We start from the raw sequence: 16,893 nt of genomic DNA, 5'->3' as shown, positions 1-16,893 counted from the left end.
AAATTAACGTTGGGCTTAAGCCCAACGTTTCAGTCAAAAAGCTGGCCTTCGATAGCCAGTTTTCTACGCAATTAACGCATTGTCACAAACTCTTCCGAGCCAGTCGGGTGAATCGCTACGGTATTGTCGAAGTCTTTTTTGGTGGCACCCATTTTCAGCGCAACCGCAAAGCCTTGCAGCATTTCATCCATACCAAAACCAATCCCATGAATACCGACAATCTTCTCATCAGCACCCACGCAAACCAGCTTCATACGGCATGGCTGACGATGGCTGGTCACGGCGGTATACATCGCGGTAAACGATGAGGTGTAGACTTTCACCTGGTCATCGCCATACTGCTCACGCGCCTGAGGCTCAGTTAAGCCTACAGTACCTATTGGTGGGTGGGAGAATACTACTGTCGGGACATTGCTGTAGTCCAGATGTTCGTCCGGCTTGTTGTTAAACAGGCGCTCAGACAGGCGACGACCTGCGGCAACGGCAACCGGAGTCAGCTCTACGGCTCCAGTGTTATCACCAACCGCATAGACGCCAGGGACGTTAGTATTCTGGAACTTATCAACCTTGATATAGCCTTTTTCGTTCAGTTCAACGCCTGCGGCTTGCAGGTTAATATTGTCAGTCGCTGGCTCACGACCAATCGCCCAGATCAGACAATCAACGGTTTCAGAACGGCCATCTTCCAGGGTAATCGTCAGGCTGTTATCGGCATTTTTTACCACCGACTGAGGAATTGCCTGGGTATGCAGCGTCGGCCCTTCGTTTTTGATAACTTCCAGTAAGGTATCAACAATCAGCGGGTCAAAATTACGCAGGGGTGCATGCTTACGCACAAACAGATGGGTTTCTGCACCCAGCGCTTTCACCACACCGGCAATTTCAATAGCGATATAACCCGCACCCACGACCGCCACACGTTTTGGCAATCCAGGTAAGGCAAAGAAACCATCAGAATCGATACCGTATTCAGCACCCGGAATTGCCGGATGAGACGGGCGTCCGCCAGTGGCAATCAGGATATGGTCAGCGGTAATAATCTCACCGTTAACTTCTACACTATGGGCATCAACAAAAGTCGCAAAACCACGAATCACATCAACTTTATTCTTACCTAAGACATTGTCATAGGAGGTATGAATGCGGTCGATATAGGCGGTACGGCTGGCAATCAGCTTATCCCAGTCAAAGTGGTTCAGCGTGGTGTCAAAGCCATAGTCCGGCCCGTACTGATGAATAGCTTCGGCGATTTGTGCCGCATGCCACATCACTTTTTTAGGTACACAACCGACGTTAACGCAAGTACCACCGAGATCTTTCGCCTCAATTAGCGCGCACTTCTTCCCATACATTGCCGCACGGTTAATGGAGGCAATACCACCGCTACCACCGCCAATGGCGAGGTAATCATAATGTTTGGTCATGATGTTTCCTAAGTTGAGTCGAAAAATTAGAACCGATTGTAACCTGGCAAGCGAAAGGTTCCACCAATGGCTGCAATCGCTATATCCGTTATTCCGGTACCACCTGATTCAGGGTAGTAGAACCATTCCCATTAGGGACCAGAATTTTATGCAACCAAGGCAATACGTTAGCCATCTGTTTCTCTAACTTCCACGGCGGGTTAATCACAATCATGCCTGATGCCGTCATTCCGCGCTGGTCACTGTCAGGTCTTACCGCCAGTTCAATTTGTAGAATATTACGGATACCCGTCTCTTCGAGCTCACGCAGCATACGCTTGATTTGCTGGCGTAATACCACCGGATACCACAGAGCATAGGTTCCGGTCGCAAAGCGTTTGTGCCCTTCACTGATGCCTTTCACTACCGCCTGATAGTCGGTTTTCATTTCATACGGTGGGTCAATCAGAATCAGGCCACGACGTGAGATTGGCGGTAATTTTGACTTTAACTGCAAGTAGCCATCGGCACGTTCAACCCTGGCGCGAGAATCTTTCTGAAATTCAGAGCGCAGTAACGGGAAATCAGAAGGGTGTAATTCCGTCAGTTGCAGGCTGTCCTGCTCACGCAGCAGATGGCGGGCAATCAAAGGCGAACCCGGATAGTAACGCAGCTGTCCGGAGCGATTCAGTGCCTTTACTGCACCGATATAAGCTTCCAGTTCGGCCGGTAAACTATCCTGCTGCCAGATACGGGCAATACCTTCCATATACTCGCCGGTTCGCTCCGCATGGGCACTGCTCAGCTGATAGCGGCCTGCACCAGCGTGAGTGTCGAGGTAGAGAAAAGGTTTCTCCTTCTCTTTTAGCGCCTCGATGATCAAACTCTGGACGGTGTGTTTCAGTACGTCGGCATGGTTGCCAGCGTGAAAGCTATGGCGATAACTCAGCATGAGGAGTGAACTTCCGGAAATAAGAAAACAAGTTGCTTATAGTTTACCGTAGATTGTACCAGATTGCCGCTGTAGCTTATCAGTCGCCTGAAAAGTCCGGTAAAGAGGGGGCCGGGATTGAAATTATCCCGACTTGACCCCATGCTAGATCTTAAGCACAAACGCCTATACCCGTCGTACTTCAAGTTGCCTGGGTATATTCAGCGTTTGACCTCCCTATTTAATCAGGAACGCGCATATGACTAACCCTTTGTTGACGCCCTTCGAACTGCCGCCGTTTTCCGCTATTAAACCAGAACACATTGTTCCTGCTGTAACCCAAGCGTTAGAAGAGTGTCGTGCAACGGTGGAAAGTGTTGTGGCACAAGGCGCACCTTTTAGCTGGCAAAGTCTGTGCCAGCCGCTGGCGGAAGTGGATGACCGTCTGAGCCGAATTTTCTCTCCGGTGAGTCATTTAAACTCTGTTCAGAACAGCCCCGAACTGCGTGAAGCCTATGAGCAGACCCTGCCGCTGCTGTCAGAATACAGCACCTGGGTAGGCCAGCATGATGGTCTCTACAACGCTTATCGTTCTCTGCGCGATGGTGAAGGCTATACGGCGCTGAATCTCGCTGAGAAAAAAGCCGTTGATAATGCCCTGCGTGATTTTGAGCTGTCCGGTATTGGTCTGTCTAAAGAGAAACAACAGCGCTACGGCGAAATTTCTGCCCGCCTGTCAGAACTCGGATCGGCCTATAGCAATAACGTGCTCGACGCAACAATGGGCTGGAGCAAACTGGTTACCGACGAAGCTGAACTGACCGGGATGCCAGAAAGTGCCCTGGCCGCGGCACGTGCCCAGGCTGAAGCCAAAGAACAAGACGGCTGGTTATTAACTCTGGATATCCCAAGTTACCTGCCGGTTCTGACCTACTGTGATAACTCTGCACTGCGCGAAGAACTTTACCGCGCCTATGGCACCCGTGCTTCTGACCAGGGCCCTAATGCCGGGAAGTGGGACAACACGCCGGTGATGGAAGAGATCCTCGCTCTGCGTCACGAGCTGGCACAGTTGCTTGGTTTTGGCAGCTATGCAGAAAAATCCCTCGCCACCAAGATGGCAGAAAATACCCAGCAAGTACTGACCTTTTTAACCGACCTCGCCAAGCGCGCTCGCCCTCAGGGCGAAGAAGAGCTGGCCCAGCTACGTGCCTTTGCTAAAGAGCACTACGGCGCAGAAAATCTCGAGCCCTGGGATATCAGCTGGTATAGCGAAAAGCAAAAGCAACATCTGTACAGTATCAGCGATGAGCAACTTCGCCCTTACTTCCCCGAAGAGCGTGCGGTAAACGGCCTGTTTGAAGTGGTTAAGCGTATTTACGGTATCACGGCTAAAGAGCGCCATGATATCGACGTCTGGAGCCCGGAAGTCCGCTTCTTCGAGCTGTATGACGAGCAAGGCGAATCGCGCGGTAGCTTCTATCTTGATCTCTATGCCCGCGAACATAAGCGTGGCGGAGCATGGATGGATGACTGTGTCGGCCAGATGCGCCGTGCCGATGGCTCGCTGCAAAAGCCAGTCGCCTATCTGACCTGTAACTTTAACCGCCCGGTTAGCGGCAAGCCTGCGTTATTTACCCACGATGAAGTGATCACCCTGTTCCATGAGTTCGGCCACGGTTTGCATCATATGCTCACCAAAGTTGAAACTGCTGGCGTATCCGGTATCAACGGCGTGCCGTGGGATGCCGTCGAGCTACCAAGCCAGTTTATGGAAAACTGGTGCTGGGAACCTGAAGCCTTAGCATTTATCTCCGGTCACTATGAAACCGGCGAGCCATTGCCGACTGAGTTACTGGAAAAAATGCTGGAAGCGAAAAACTACCAGGCGGCACTGTTTATTCTGCGCCAGCTGGAGTTCGGTCTGTTCGACTTCCGCCTGCATGCTGAGTTTAACCCGGAACAAGGGGCTAAAGTCCTGCAAACCCTGGCCGAGATTAAGCAACAGGTTGCCGTTATCCCTGGACCTTCATGGGGCCGTTTCCCGCATGCCTTTAGCCATATCTTCGCTGGCGGCTATGCGGCGGGTTACTACAGCTACCTGTGGGCAGATGTTCTGGCAGCAGATGCCTATTCTCGCTTTGAAGAAGAAGGTATTTTTAACCGCGAAACCGGGCAGTCCTTCCTCGACAACATTCTGACTAAGGGCGGTTCTGAAGAGCCAATGACGCTGTTCAAACGCTTCCGTGGTCGTGAACCTGAGCTGGATGCAATGTTGCAGCACTACGGTATTAAAGGTTAATTTCCTCAGTGAAAATTTGTTTATTGACTGAGTCAGGCGCTGGAAACAGCGCCTTATCTCTTTTAGCGGATCGCTGGCAGCTCGAGCACGATGACAATGCTTTAATGGCTTTGGTACTGACCCCGGAGCATCTGGAGCTGCGAAAACGTGATGAGCCTAAACTCGGCGGTATTTATGTCGATTTTGTTGGTGGCGCGATGGCGCATCGCCGTAAATTCGGTGGCGGCCGTGGTGAAGCGGTGGCCAAAGCGGTAGGGATTAAGAGCGGTTACTTGCCCGATGTAGTTGATGCGACTGCGGGTCTGGGCCGGGATGCCTTTGTTCTCGCTTCGGTCGGTTGTCGGGTGAGAATGCTGGAACGCCACCCGGTAGTTGCCGCCTTGCTGGATGATGGCTTACAGCGTGGTTATCAGGATCCGGAGATCGGTTCCTGGCTACAGGAACGCTTACAACTGATCCATGCTTCAAGTCTGGCAGAACTGGCTAACCTGACTCCCCGGCCGGATGTGGTCTATCTGGACCCGATGTTTCCGCACAAGCAAAAAAGTGCGCTGGTGAAAAAGGAAATGCGGGTATTTCAGTCGCTGGTGGGACCGGATGATGATGCAGATGGATTACTCGAGCCTGCGAGAATACTGGCCCGTAAACGCGTGGTAGTAAAACGGCCAGACTATGCCCCACCGCTGGCAAATGTCGCAACACCTAACGCGGTAGAAACTAAAGGACACCGGTTTGATATTTATTCCGGTACGCCGGATTAAATTATTAACCCACGCAGAATATCACCAGGGTTATCTGTGCGTTGATAACCCTGGAAAGCCAGGCAGGTTACTCTTCTTCGTCCTTCAGAGGGACAATCAGCATATCAACATGAACGGTATTGATTAGCTGGCGTGCAGAAGACATCAGTTTGCTCCAGAAATCCTGGTGATGTCCGCAGACCACTAAGTCCATATCATATTTCTTGATAGCATCAACCAGTACCTGACCCAGGTCACCACTGCCGCTCAGGGTTTCAGTGATAGGGTAGCCTGCTTCGGTAGACAGTTCGTGCAATGCATGATGTGTTTCCTGAGAGATACGTTTTTGCATATCGCCCAGATTAACGTCAATCAGACCGGTATAGAGATCGGAGTAATTCACATCGACATGGATCAGAGAAACTTTCGCGTTATAGGGACGCGCCATTGATACTGCTTTTTCTACCAGTACTTTGCTTTCCGGAGAAAGATCGACTGCGATTAGAATGTGTTTATAAGCCATAATGTTACCCCTTCCATAAATTTTTGATGACTCTGGTCGTCATCTTAAAATGTCCGTGCAGCAAGCAATGTCTTAAACATAACGACTTCAATTGTAGATGGTATTTCTACCACAAAGCGACTTATTAAAAGTGTCTGTACGCCCTGTTTTTGCCATTTAACACAAAAATACTTCAAGATGTCATTATAACGCTGACCATAAGACATAACGATATGTTGTTATTGACGATATTAATTTAGCTTTAGAATATCCTTTAATATCAAATTAAATCAATAAATTATATTTAATTACTCTCTAAATATAAAAAGGAGTGATTATTTTTTCACCTTTGTGATAAATCAGAGTTCTTCTACACTGTAAAAGTGCTGAGGCGAAACCAGAAGCAACCACGTCGCATTCAGCAGCCATTGTCTGGTGTCAGTCTGCAGGACATTATTAATCAGGAAAATACTGAGACATTACTGGGGAGGCGTACATGATTAACACCGTCGCGCTCTTTTGGGCGCTTTGTGTGATTTGTGTAGTGAATATGGTGCGTTATTTCTCATCATTGCGCGCACTCTTGGTCGTACTTCGCGGATGTGATCCACTGCTGTATCAGTACGTGGATGGGGGTGGGTTCTTTACTTCTCATGGTCAGCCCAGTAAGCAAATGCGTCTGGTACGTTACATCTACATCCAAGGCTATCTGGACCATCATGATGAAGAGTTTATTCGTCGTTGCCAGCGTCTCAGGCGTCAGTTTATTCTGACCAGCTCCCTGTGTGGGGTGGTAGTGATAAGTCTGATAGCTCTAATCATCTGGCACTAAACCTGTCGACAGAACATAAAAAAAGCGGGTCATAAACCCGCTTTTTAATTTCTGCTAATCTGCGACTGGCTTTAGATAAAGAACAGTGAAAGCCAGTACAGTCCGCCTGACAGCAAGATAGAAACGGGTAAGGTAAAGACCCAGGCCATCAGAATATTGGTGACCGTTTTCCGCTGTAAGCCACCGCCATCGACCAGCATAGTACCGGCAACGGAAGATGACAGTACATGAGTCGTAGACACCGGCATACCGGTATAACTTGCCATACCAATCGACACGGCAGCGGTCAGCTGAGCGGACATACCTTGCGCATAGGTCATGCCTTTCTTACCGATTTTTTCACCAATAGTGGTAGCAACACGACGCCAACCGATAGTGGTACCAATACCCAATGCCAGAGCAACAGCAACGATAATCCAAATCGGAGCGTACTCAATGGTACTCAGTAAATCACTTTTCAGCTTTTTCAGTAAACGACGATCGTCAGCGCTCACTTCAGGCAGTTTAGCCACTTTATCTGCGGTATCAGAGATACACAGCATGATACGGCGTAACTGGCTGCGGTTCTCAACTGAAAGCTGGCTATAGCTCTCAATATTGCTGAGCATCCCTTTGGCACGCTCCAGAATGGCAACTGAGTTCTCTGCATGGCAATGGAACTCGGAAGTATCCTCTGGCGTCAGACCGGCATTTGGAGAAGGTGTAGGGATGATTTGCTGCTCACCCATCGACTTCTTCACTAAATTCGGATGCTGTTGGAAATAGGTTTCGACGTTAGCAATCGCATCACGTGTCCGGGTTATTTCGTAACTGGAAGCTTCCATATTCACGATAAAACCAGCAGGAGCGACGCCGATCAAGACCAGCATGATAAGACCAATGCCTTTCTGACCGTCGTTTGCACCATGAGCAAAACTAACACCAATAGCAGACAGAATCAGAGAAATGCGCGTCCAGAAAGGAGGCTTCTTCTTACCATCTTGCTTTTCACGTTCCGCAGGAGTGAGGTGGATACGTGCCCTTTTCTTGGTACCGCTCCAGTAACGACGCAGCAGGAAAATTAACCCACCCGCAATCACTAAACCGATAATCGGCGACAGCAGTAATGACCCGAAGATCCCCATGACTTTAGGCAGGTTTAACGCATCAACAACCGAGGAATCAGTCAGTAAAGCATTAGTCAAACCGATACCAATAATAGAGCCGATAAGGGTATGCGAGCTGGAAGCCGGCAACCCAAAATACCAGGTACCGAGGTTCCAGATAATAGCTGCCAGCAGCATTGAGAATACCATTGCCAGGCTATGTGCGGAGCCGACGTTGAGCAACAGGTCGGTAGGTAGCATATGCACAATCGCATAGGCCACACTCAACCCACCAAGCATCACGCCCAGAAAGTTAAACAGCGCAGCCATTGCCACCGCTAAATGCGATTGCATTGCTCGCGTATAAATCACCGTTGCTACTGCGTTTGCGGTATCGTGGAAACCATTAATAGCTTCGTAGAAAAGTACAAATGCCAGAGCAAGTAAAAGCAAAAGTCCGGTATGGAAATCCAAACCGGCAAACAAATATTCCATAGACGTTACGCCATTTTGAGGACATGAACGCGGCGCATTATGTAAGACAACCTCCGCCACGGCAAAGTGAAATCTGGACTTTTTTTGACTTAGATCGTCACCCTCATGATGAGGTGAAATATTTAATTGTTATTTTTCATATACATAACCTTTATAATGACGTTATTGCTGGCACAGCTAACTACGGTTATTTACAATCCTTTTCCTTAAGCATAGTCGGGAGTTGGTCGTGGAAAAGTTTAATGTCATTATTATTGGTGCGGGAGCCGCTGGAATGTTTTGTGCGGCGATGGCCGGACAAGCTGGGAGCCGGGTATTACTGATAGATAATGGCAAGAAACCAGGACGTAAAATTCTGATGTCAGGTGGTGGGCGCTGTAACTTCACAAACCTGTATGTCGAACCGGCGGCCTATCTCAGTCAGAACCCCCATTTTTGTAAATCTGCGCTGGCACGTTATACCCAGTGGGACTTTATCGATAAAATTAACCAGTATGGTATCGCCTGGCATGAAAAAACCCTCGGTCAGCTATTCTGTGATGATTCTGCACAACAGGTAGTCGATATGCTGGTGGCTGAGTGTGAAAAAGGCCATGTCACACAATGGTTACGCCGTGAAGTCCTCTCTATCACCCGTGATGAAGCCGGTTTTACTCTCCAGCTTAACGGTGAAACGGTACAGGCTGAAAAACTGGTTATTGCCAGCGGTGGTTTGTCGATGCCGGGCCTCGGAGCTACCCCCTTCGGCTATAAAGTCGCTGAACAATTTAATCTTAAGGTCTTGCCGACACGAGCCGGTCTGGTTCCCTTTACTCTGCATAAGCCACTGCTGGAACAACTCCAGGTGTTATCTGGCGTCTCCGTTCCGGCGGTAATCAATGCCGAAAATGGTGTCTGCTTCCGGGAAAGTATTCTTTTTACCCATCGCGGGCTTTCTGGTCCGGCAGTATTACAGCTTTCCAGCTACTGGCAGCCTGGTGAGTTTGTTACCGTCAATTTACTGCCAGACACCGACCTAAATGCCTTTATCGACCAGCAACGCAGCTCTCATCCGAACCAGAGTCTGAAGAATACTCTGAGCATGCTGTTACCTAAACGTCTGGTCGAGTGCCTCCAGCTATTACAGCAGATACCTGAGGCGACGTTAAAACAGCTGAATCAACGACAGCAAAGTGAATTGATAGAGAATCTGCAAAACTGGCAAGTGCAGCCGAATGGTACCGAAGGTTATCGTACCGCCGAGGTAACCCTGGGTGGTGTCGATACCGACGAACTCTCTTCCCGTACTATGGAAGCAAAAAAAGTCCCCGGGCTCTATTTTATTGGCGAAGTGATGGATGTCAGCGGCTGGCTGGGTGGTTATAACTTCCAATGGGCCTGGAGTTCAGCCTGGGCTTGCGCTCAGGCACTGGTGGGTGAACAAAAAACTAAAGCCTGATCTGGATTGGGAAATATCCGTCGATAACAAAGATAGCGTCAGAAACTGAGTTTATTTCCCAAAAAATCGCTACAAAGCACCGTCACTCCACCATTCAACAGTACACAAAAACCGCAGTTCATAAAAAATTCATATTTAAAACATAGCCTTCAGGTAAATATCCGAACCTACAAATATCTTGTTAAAATGTTAGTCTGGCATGTTATTAAAAATATCATTTTTATAACAACTTACAGATATTTTCTTATTAATACTGGCAATAAAGACATGTCATTAAAAACAGTATTGACACTGTGATTAAAATACGTAAATTGGTATTCAACGGCGGGACAATAAGCCCTTGTCGTTATAAGTAAGAGAGTTTTGTTTAAGTTAAAATGTGATTTGCGATGAACGCCACGAAGTATTTTGTATGGGATGCCGAACGTTGATTGTTAGTTATTTCCCTCACGTCGGCAATGCTGTAAGGCTCTGTAGTTGAGTAACACAATCGCAAAAGAGTAATGCTAGCGCGATGATGTAAGGCCATGATACACAAGGTAATTGCTTACGATTTTGTGTTACATGTCAGTTGAGTTGAGAAATCGTAACGAAAGTAAGGCCACGCATCAAGAATATATATCGCGATGGGGAATGTACTTATTTACGCTACCATTATTATGGTAGAAAGTTTTAACGAAAATAGAGGGGGTTTTGTTGCAAATTAATGCCCAATATTATCTGAAGTAAACGCGTACATTATATTGCAGTACCATGAAGTAGTAATAATGACTAACTCCATTAATGTTAAATGTTAAATCAGCAGTACCTTAAAAGCCCTGGCTGAAACCGCCAGGGCTTTTGTTATTTCTGCTGCTGCCTTTTCTCTATCTATTTGATTCTATTGTCTGGGTAACTGACCTTGCCAGTAACATACTGATGGTCACCAGGACATCACTCTCAGTTACTGCCAGAAACCCGGATAATTCTGACTAAAAAACTAACACTTGCTTAATAAATCAAACCATGTCTATTATATTGTCATCGGTTTGGAATACAGACCTTATGAAAGCAGTTTTAGTAAAGCAGTTCTCAGTTCAAGCGTTATCCTGGATACCCCTTCTTCATGAGCCTCCTCCTAAGTGCCCAATAAGTTAAATTCTGAAAACAGGCCATATTGCCGCTTAAGTGGCTCATAAAAATGAATGAAAGGAAGTATCTATGTCTAACAAAATGACTGGTTTAGTAAAATGGTTTAACCCTGAAAAAGGTTTCGGCTTCATCACTCCTGCTGACGGAAGCAAAGATGTATTCGTACATTTCTCTGCAATCCAGAGCAACGATTTCAAAACTTTAGACGAAGGTCAAAAAGTTGAGTTCTCTATCGAGAACGGCGCTAAAGGTCCTTCTGCGACCAACGTTGTTGCGCTGTAATAGCCGATAACCTCACTGATACTTACGATAGCGATGACGGCAAAAGCCTGAGCAGTTAAGTGATAGTGATAAAAAAACCTGCCTTGTGCAGGTTTTTTCGTTTTTGAGGTTAACGTCCTCTCGTCCTGTTAGCCTTAAACGATTGATAGTCTGGTAGTTTTGGTATACGCCACAAATACCAGCACACTATCGTACGATAAGGGGCATATTGCTGACTCAGGGATTTCAGTTCCTGCTTACTCAGTCTGATGCCAGGGCTGTGCAGATAATGCAATCCTTCCACAATACCAAAATCATCCAGCGGCATAATATCCATCCGCTCCAGCGTGTAAATAAGCAGCATTTCCACCGTCCAGCGGCCTATCCCTTTCAGCGACGTTAGCCGGTTGATGAGTTCATCATCTCCCAGACGAACCGCTTCCTCTCTTGAAGGTACCAGCCCGGTAAATGTCCCGGCGGCGATCCCTTTTAAGGTTTCGACTTTACGGGCAGAAAAACCGCAGGCTCGTAATATGTCACTGTCTGCATCTATCAACTGTTGAGGCGCTGGAAACAGAGTAGCGTCGGTTTGAAAGGCGATGCGTAAACGATTTAATATTGCATCCCCTGCTTTAGCCGTTAGCTGCTGATAGGCCACAGCCCGAATCAATGCCTCATAAGGTTCCCGTTCCGGACGAGCAAAATGCCAGCAAGGACCGATGGCAGTAATAATCGGAGCCCAACCAGGTTGTGTCATCAGCCACTGGCTGGCTGCGTTATACAGTTCTTCATGCGCATCAGAAATCATCACCACCCCATACTATGAACCATTACTCCGAGAGTAGTATTCATTCAGGCTTACAACACTCGGTCTCTTGCTTTTAATTTCCGGATTAAAAAGCAAGAGACCGAGTGTTTACATTAATACCGACTGAGACAATGGTAATCTGAAACCAACGCTATTCCACGACAGGTGAAACAGATGACTAAACCTTCATTTTGGGTAACGGATGATGCTCGCTGGCAAGCCATCGTCGATCGCAATCAAGGTGCAGACGGCCATTTTGTTTATGCCGTGCGAACCACAAGTGTGTATTGCTCACCTTCCCACGCAGCCCGGTTACCCAAACGCGAAAATGTTGAGTTTTTTGATACACCAGAAGCTGCGGAGCAACAGGGCTATCGACCCAGTAAACGTCTGCGTCGCGGTCAGCCAGCACTGGAAAACCGCTACGCGGAAAAAATCGCTGCTGCCTGTCGTTATATAGAACAGCATGAAGAGGAACTCACACTGGCCGATATTGCCAGCCATGCAGGTATCAGCACTTACCATTTTCACCGACAGTTTAAGGCAATTACCGGGCTGACTCCCAAAGCCTATGCCAGCGCTCATCGCAGCCAGCGTCTGCGTGATAGTTTGACAACATCAGAGCGCGTAACCGATGCTATTTTTACTGCCGGTTTTAATTCTAATAGCCCATTTTATGAAACCTCTTCCGCAATACTGGGAATGACACCTAAAGCATGGCGAGCTGGCGGTAAAGGTGCACGGATTTACTTCGCACTGGCTATTTGTTCAATGGGCGATATTCTGGTGGCTCAAAGTGAAAAAGGGATTTGTGCCATTCTTCTGGGAGATGATGCCAGTATCCTGCTCCAGGATTTACAGGATAAATTTCCACAGGCTGAATTAATTGGCGGGGATACACAGTTTGAGGCGCTGATAGCCCAAGTGGTAGGGTTTATTGAGGCCCCGGAAATCGGCCTCAACCTGCCGCTCGATATTCGGGGTACCGCTTTCCAGCAGCGAGTCTGGCAGGCATTGCGTGATATTCCGCCTGGTACAACCGTCAGCTATACCGATATCGCACAACAAATTGGTTCCCCGAAGGCGGTTCGTGCTGTCGCTGGGGCCTGCGCCGCTAATATGCTAGCAGTAGCGATACCCTGTCATCGCGTGGTCAGAAATGATGGTGCACTGTCCGGCTATCGCTGGGGTATTGAACGCAAGCGAGCCTTATTAAATAAAGAGTCGAAAGTAGAGTGATAGAAGACTTATTTGCTGATGATGACAGCCTGCCACGCCAGTGGCAGGAGCCACTCTCATCCGGTGCAATTATTTTGCGTGGTTATGCTGCTGACTGTGTCGAAGAGTTGCTGCAGAGCATTGCTTTGCTGGCAGCTATCTCGCCTTTTCGCCATCTGATAACACCCGGTGGTCACCGGATGTCGGTGGGTATGACCAACTGCGGGGATCTGGGTTGGGTCAGCGATGAATTCGGGTATCGTTATTCAGCTACCGACCCACTAACAGGCAACGGCTGGCCCTCGATACCAGACTGTTTTCGCAGGCTGGCTGAAGGGGCGGCAAAGGCTGCCGGATATTCTCATTTTTCCCCGGATGCCTGCCTGGTTAACCGCTATATTCCCAATGCCCGTCTGACGCTTCACCAGGATAAAAATGAGCGTGATATGACCCAGCCGATTGTTTCAGTCTCTCTGGGGCTACCTGCCACTTTTTTGTTTGGAGGAACAGAACGGGAACATCCTTGCCGTCGGTTTCCTCTGGTACAGGGCGATGTCATGGTCTGGGGAGGAGAATCGAGATTGAACTATCACGGCGTATTGCCTCTGAAGGATGCCCTGCCTCCCTGGCCTTTACGTGAAGCGGTACGCTATAACCTCACCTTTCGCCGCGTGATGCCCGTCTGAACAACTCAATTACATTGCTTTTTTTATCAGCAGCAGCGAGGGTATGATTTTCTGTTCAGTTAATTCTCGGAGGTTAAGATGACAACCGCGCTCTGTCAGGCCTTGAAACTACGCTATCCCATTATTCAGGCTCCTATGGCGGGCGTCTCGACTCCGGAACTGGCAGCCGCCGTGACCGAAGCTGGCGCATTAGGCTCCATCAGTGTCGGAGCCTCGACACCGGAACAAGCAGAAAAGATGATATTAGCGACTCAGGCACTGACTCATGGTGCGATTAACGTCAATCTGTTTTGCCATACTTCTCCCCTGCGTAATCCCTCTCTTGAGCAGCAGTGGATAGCAAAATTTCACGATTTATTCAGACGTTATGATGCGCCTCTCCCTTCCCGACTCAGCGAAATTTACGCGACCTTTAACCACAACCAGCCGATGCTGGAAGTGTTACTCAACACACGCCCGACAGCCATCAGTTTTCATTTTGGACTTCCTGAAAAACAGGTGATTAAGCAGCTAAAAGCACTGGGAATAGTGACCCTTGCCAGCGCCACCAATCTGAATGAAGTCGCTGAGATAGAGGCCTGTGGTATTGATTTTATTATCGCTCAAGGCATGGAAGCTGGAGGGCACCGTGGCATATTTTACCCGGACCAGGAAGATAGCATGATGAGCACCTTTACCCTGGTGCAGGCAATAAAACAGGCAAGTCAGCTACCGGTTATCGCTGCTGGCGGCATTATGAATGGCTCCGGAATTGCTGCTATGCAACGTATTGGGGCTGCCGGGTCCCAGCTAGGAACCGCATTTATCTTATGCCCGGAGTCAGCTGCCAGCCCGGCTTATCGCGCGGCGTTAAAAAGTAAACAAGTGCAGGATACCGTTTTTACCTCAGCCATTTCAGGACGCCCGGCGCGTTGCCTCAATAATGCGTTCTGTAAGATGACACAAGATATTCCGGTACAAAGTATTCCTGACTACCCCCTAACCTATGCTTTGGGCAAAGCGCTGGCGAATGCAGCGACTGCTAAAGGTGAGCCGGGTTTTGCCGCACAGTGGGCTGGCCAAGGGGTGAGTTTAGCCAGAGAGCTTCCTGCCCGGCAATTGGTCGCTCTGTTGGCTGCTGAATTAACCGCTCAGGCAGATCGTAGAGTTGCAATAAAAACTCGTTTAACTGACAGTTAAATAAATTTTGATGGTTCCGGCGTAAAACCCCGCTCTGGATTCCTGACGGTGAAAGCTGACGACTACCGTTTTCACATTAGAGGCAGACCCTGCATGCGCAGTTCATCCGTCAGACGGGGGCTGTTTTGCCTACCGGAAAGCACCTCGAGCGCGTTTCACGAAGTGTGTCGCGACCATCCAGGAGAATGTCCTACTCCTTCTCTGCCGGTTAGGAGGATAATTTCAGATGCCTGTTCTTTTTCCTCGTCGGAGAGGTCATTTTCTGCTCTATTTCCAGAAAAAGCCTGGTTTCCTGCATAGACACCATCATTTATTAGCAATATTCAAACTAAAAATAGCAATTGATTATTTGATCTGTAGTTGGATAATTAAATAGCGTTAATAATGGGTTCTAATTCGGACACAAGAAAATTACGTTCGAAGAGTTTCACGTCGGACTTGTATCCGCCAAAAAATTTAAATACTTAGATATTTTTCAAATGAAATGGTGAATTTATGAAAAAATTGTCATTTATATTTTTTATTTTCATTTCGTTTCCATTGCTGGCAAATACTCTCCCTCCCTTCCCTTATCATTAGAGAAATCACGAGGAATAAAAGATACAATTATATCGGCTATTCTAGCTCAACAAGCCCCTGACCCAACTTCATTTAGTTTATTAAAGCAATATATTATTGACTCTGAAGACGTAATTTTAGAAAATTCAAAAGACTGGACACCTAATGGTCTTTATAATTGCAATAATTATCAATGTTTAACAGTGACCGTTAAGAAGAGTGCCTTAAAACGTATAATGAAAATGGATTTCATTTCATCGCAACCATATGCAATGTTAAATAATTTCAAAGTACTCCACAGCGGTATTTCTGAACCAACTGGCCCTATCATAGATATCACTGAGCAGGATGACTCATTTAAATTTTACTTGCCGTCCAAATATGGGTACGGGGTGAGGGCTGTAACGTTTATACCCGTAAATGGTAGGGACAGGTAATAACTCCAGAGTTTCTTGACGAGATCCTTACTATGGAGGTGCGAATAAATGAGCCGCACTTTCATAATAAGCTACCTGCCCACGCCCCTTACCGGAACCGGCTACGCCATACCAGCTCAATGCCTGATCTCCCATCAGAATTTGCCCAGCACAGGTCGCTTTGTCCCCGACACGAAGAAAATATCCTATTGCCATCACCAATATCCTTATTGGAAAAAGCGGTCAGACAGGATTTTTTAATCCAGAATTGAGTCACCTTAGCTTCTGTACCGCCACTGGTCGCTGAACGTGGATTATAGTCTTAAGGAGGTTGAAGACTCGCTGAGTAATCGCGAACCGGCTCTGTTATGAGCGTTTTTTGAAATACCAGAATCTGGGATCGGCTACACTGCCGTTAATTTCCTTTTCCTCTGGTAACCTATTGTTTGTAAATATGTTAGCCTGGCGTACCACAACCTGGCTGGCGATAGCAGCAGTGATGATGCTTTTTATTGCTCCCTGGATCTCTAAGTCGGTGATGCATCAAACCCACTGCTCGCATGCCGGCTCGCCAATACAGACTATTCAAGCCGTGACGCACGATATGCCTCAGCATATGCCTGTGCCCGAATTCTGCCCGTCTATGCCTGAACATTCGATGATGCCAGGCCTGGTGATGTCTCCAACAGAAGAAATCGCCTGTGGCTACTGCCAGCTATTGATACACCTTCCCTTTATTCTGTTTGCTCTGGCATTTCTGCTCTGGCTGTTACTGCATTTTGTTATCCCTCTTTTCACTCCAGCGCTGTTTTTCTCCTCGCTGTTTCGTCCATGGGAACCACAACGCGCCCGCGCTCCTCCTGCTGTTTCTCAGTCTTAGTTCTTAAACCATTCCCTGCGTAATAAGA

At 47.8% G+C, this 16,893-nt stretch carries 15 protein-coding genes; 9 read left to right on the top strand and 6 right to left on the bottom strand.

Going from position 1 to position 16,893, the window contains the following annotated elements; translation table 11 throughout:
* Window positions 1-71 precede the first annotated feature (71 nt).
* Window positions 72-1,424, bottom strand: coding sequence for a glutathione-disulfide reductase (gene gorA / locus M2387_RS16485; RefSeq protein WP_259050955.1), 1,353 nt, complete (start codon window positions 1,422-1,424; stop codon window positions 72-74).
* Window positions 1,425-1,512: 88 nt separating this feature from the next.
* On the bottom strand, window positions 1,513-2,355 hold the full coding sequence (locus M2387_RS16480; protein ID WP_259050954.1) for a 23S rRNA (adenine(2030)-N(6))-methyltransferase RlmJ: 843 nt from the start codon (window positions 2,353-2,355) through the stop codon (window positions 1,513-1,515).
* 238 nt (window positions 2,356-2,593) lie between these two features.
* Between M2387_RS16480 and prlC the strand changes: the two genes are divergently transcribed.
* Window positions 2,594-4,636, top strand: coding sequence for an oligopeptidase A (gene prlC, locus M2387_RS16475; protein WP_259050953.1), 2,043 nt, complete (start codon window positions 2,594-2,596; stop codon window positions 4,634-4,636).
* An 8-nt stretch (window positions 4,637-4,644) separates the two neighbouring features.
* Window positions 4,645-5,397 carry a 16S rRNA (guanine(1516)-N(2))-methyltransferase RsmJ gene (gene rsmJ, locus M2387_RS16470; RefSeq protein ID WP_259050952.1) on the top strand — a complete coding sequence of 251 codons (753 nt, stop codon included), beginning with the start codon at window positions 4,645-4,647 and terminating at the stop codon, window positions 5,395-5,397.
* Window positions 5,398-5,464: 67 nt separating this feature from the next.
* Here rsmJ and uspA read toward each other — a convergent pair whose 3' ends face one another.
* Window positions 5,465-5,899, bottom strand: coding sequence for a universal stress protein UspA (gene uspA, locus M2387_RS16465; RefSeq protein ID WP_259050951.1), 435 nt, complete (start codon window positions 5,897-5,899; stop codon window positions 5,465-5,467).
* A gap of 475 nt (window positions 5,900-6,374) precedes the next feature.
* On the opposite strand from uspA, the gene uspB reads away from it, so the two are divergent.
* A complete protein-coding gene (gene uspB, locus M2387_RS16460) occupies window positions 6,375-6,710 on the top strand; it encodes a universal stress protein UspB (protein ID WP_259050950.1) in 336 nt (111 codons plus the stop codon).
* A gap of 71 nt (window positions 6,711-6,781) precedes the next feature.
* On the opposite strand, the gene pitA is transcribed toward uspB, so the two are convergent.
* Window positions 6,782-8,290: an inorganic phosphate transporter PitA gene (pitA, locus tag M2387_RS16455; protein WP_259050949.1), complete on the bottom strand. Its 1,509-nt coding sequence runs from the start codon at window positions 8,288-8,290 to the stop codon at window positions 6,782-6,784.
* Between the two features lie 229 nt (window positions 8,291-8,519).
* On the opposite strand from pitA, the gene M2387_RS16450 reads away from it, so the two are divergent.
* Window positions 8,520-9,728, top strand: coding sequence for a BaiN/RdsA family NAD(P)/FAD-dependent oxidoreductase (locus tag M2387_RS16450; protein ID WP_259050948.1), 1,209 nt, complete (start codon window positions 8,520-8,522; stop codon window positions 9,726-9,728).
* 1,200 nt (window positions 9,729-10,928) lie between these two features.
* On the top strand, window positions 10,929-11,141 hold the full coding sequence (gene cspE, locus M2387_RS16445) for a transcription antiterminator/RNA stability regulator CspE (RefSeq protein ID WP_259050947.1): 213 nt from the start codon (window positions 10,929-10,931) through the stop codon (window positions 11,139-11,141).
* 109 nt (window positions 11,142-11,250) lie between these two features.
* Here the strand turns inward: cspE and M2387_RS16440 are convergent, their stop codons facing one another.
* On the bottom strand, window positions 11,251-11,928 hold the full coding sequence (locus M2387_RS16440) for a DNA-3-methyladenine glycosylase family protein (protein WP_259050945.1): 678 nt from the start codon (window positions 11,926-11,928) through the stop codon (window positions 11,251-11,253).
* A gap of 174 nt (window positions 11,929-12,102) precedes the next feature.
* Here M2387_RS16440 and ada point away from each other — a divergent pair, with 174 nt between their 5' ends.
* The 3 genes from ada to M2387_RS16425 all read left to right on the top strand — a co-directional run bounded on the left by ada (window position 12,103) and on the right by M2387_RS16425 (window position 15,011).
* Entirely contained in the window at window positions 12,103-13,167 is a 1,065-nt protein-coding gene (gene ada, locus M2387_RS16435; protein ID WP_259050944.1) for a bifunctional DNA-binding transcriptional regulator/O6-methylguanine-DNA methyltransferase Ada, read from the top strand.
* On the top strand, window positions 13,167-13,832 hold the full coding sequence (alkB, locus tag M2387_RS16430) for a DNA oxidative demethylase AlkB (RefSeq protein ID WP_259051151.1): 666 nt from the start codon (window positions 13,167-13,169) through the stop codon (window positions 13,830-13,832). Before ada ends, alkB begins: the two co-directional genes overlap by 1 nt.
* A gap of 78 nt (window positions 13,833-13,910) precedes the next feature.
* A complete protein-coding gene (locus M2387_RS16425; protein WP_259050943.1) occupies window positions 13,911-15,011 on the top strand; it encodes an NAD(P)H-dependent flavin oxidoreductase in 1,101 nt (366 codons plus the stop codon).
* 1,025 nt (window positions 15,012-16,036) lie between these two features.
* On the opposite strand, the gene M2387_RS16420 is transcribed toward M2387_RS16425, so the two are convergent.
* Window positions 16,037-16,201 (bottom strand): hypothetical protein, encoded by a 165-nt coding sequence (locus M2387_RS16420; protein ID WP_259050942.1) that lies wholly within the window; start codon window positions 16,199-16,201, stop codon window positions 16,037-16,039.
* A gap of 226 nt (window positions 16,202-16,427) precedes the next feature.
* Between M2387_RS16420 and M2387_RS16415 the strand changes: the two genes are divergently transcribed.
* Window positions 16,428-16,865 (top strand): DUF2946 domain-containing protein, encoded by a 438-nt coding sequence (locus tag M2387_RS16415; protein WP_259050941.1) that lies wholly within the window; start codon window positions 16,428-16,430, stop codon window positions 16,863-16,865.
* Window positions 16,866-16,893 lie beyond the last annotated feature (28 nt).

The sequence above is a fragment of the Klebsiella sp. BIGb0407 genome, assembly GCF_024807845.1.
GTDB lineage: Bacteria > Pseudomonadota > Gammaproteobacteria > Enterobacterales > Enterobacteriaceae > JGM124.
This window is presented reverse-complemented; position numbering and strand designations above follow the sequence as displayed.

Bases quoted from the DNA above. Each gene is read 5' to 3' on its own strand.
- uspA (WP_259050951.1), bottom strand. From the start codon at position 5,899: ATGGCTTATAAACACATTCTAATCGCAGTCGATCTTTCTCCGGAAAGC.
- gorA (WP_259050955.1), bottom strand. From the start codon at position 1,424: ATGACCAAACATTATGATTACCTCGCCATTGGCGGTGGTAGCGGTGGT.
- M2387_RS16420 (WP_259050942.1), bottom strand. From the start codon at position 16,201: ATGGCAATAGGATATTTTCTTCGTGTCGGGGACAAAGCGACCTGTGCT.
- M2387_RS16480 (WP_259050954.1), bottom strand. From the start codon at position 2,355: ATGCTGAGTTATCGCCATAGCTTTCACGCTGGCAACCATGCCGACGTA.
- M2387_RS16425 (WP_259050943.1), top strand. From the start codon at position 13,911: ATGACAACCGCGCTCTGTCAGGCCTTGAAACTACGCTATCCCATTATT.
- ada (WP_259050944.1), top strand. From the start codon at position 12,103: ATGACTAAACCTTCATTTTGGGTAACGGATGATGCTCGCTGGCAAGCC.
- cspE (WP_259050947.1), top strand. From the start codon at position 10,929: ATGTCTAACAAAATGACTGGTTTAGTAAAATGGTTTAACCCTGAAAAA.
- pitA (WP_259050949.1), bottom strand. From the start codon at position 8,290: ATGGAATATTTGTTTGCCGGTTTGGATTTCCATACCGGACTTTTGCTT.
- prlC (WP_259050953.1), top strand. From the start codon at position 2,594: ATGACTAACCCTTTGTTGACGCCCTTCGAACTGCCGCCGTTTTCCGCT.
- M2387_RS16440 (WP_259050945.1), bottom strand. From the start codon at position 11,928: ATGATTTCTGATGCGCATGAAGAACTGTATAACGCAGCCAGCCAGTGG.
- uspB (WP_259050950.1), top strand. From the start codon at position 6,375: ATGATTAACACCGTCGCGCTCTTTTGGGCGCTTTGTGTGATTTGTGTA.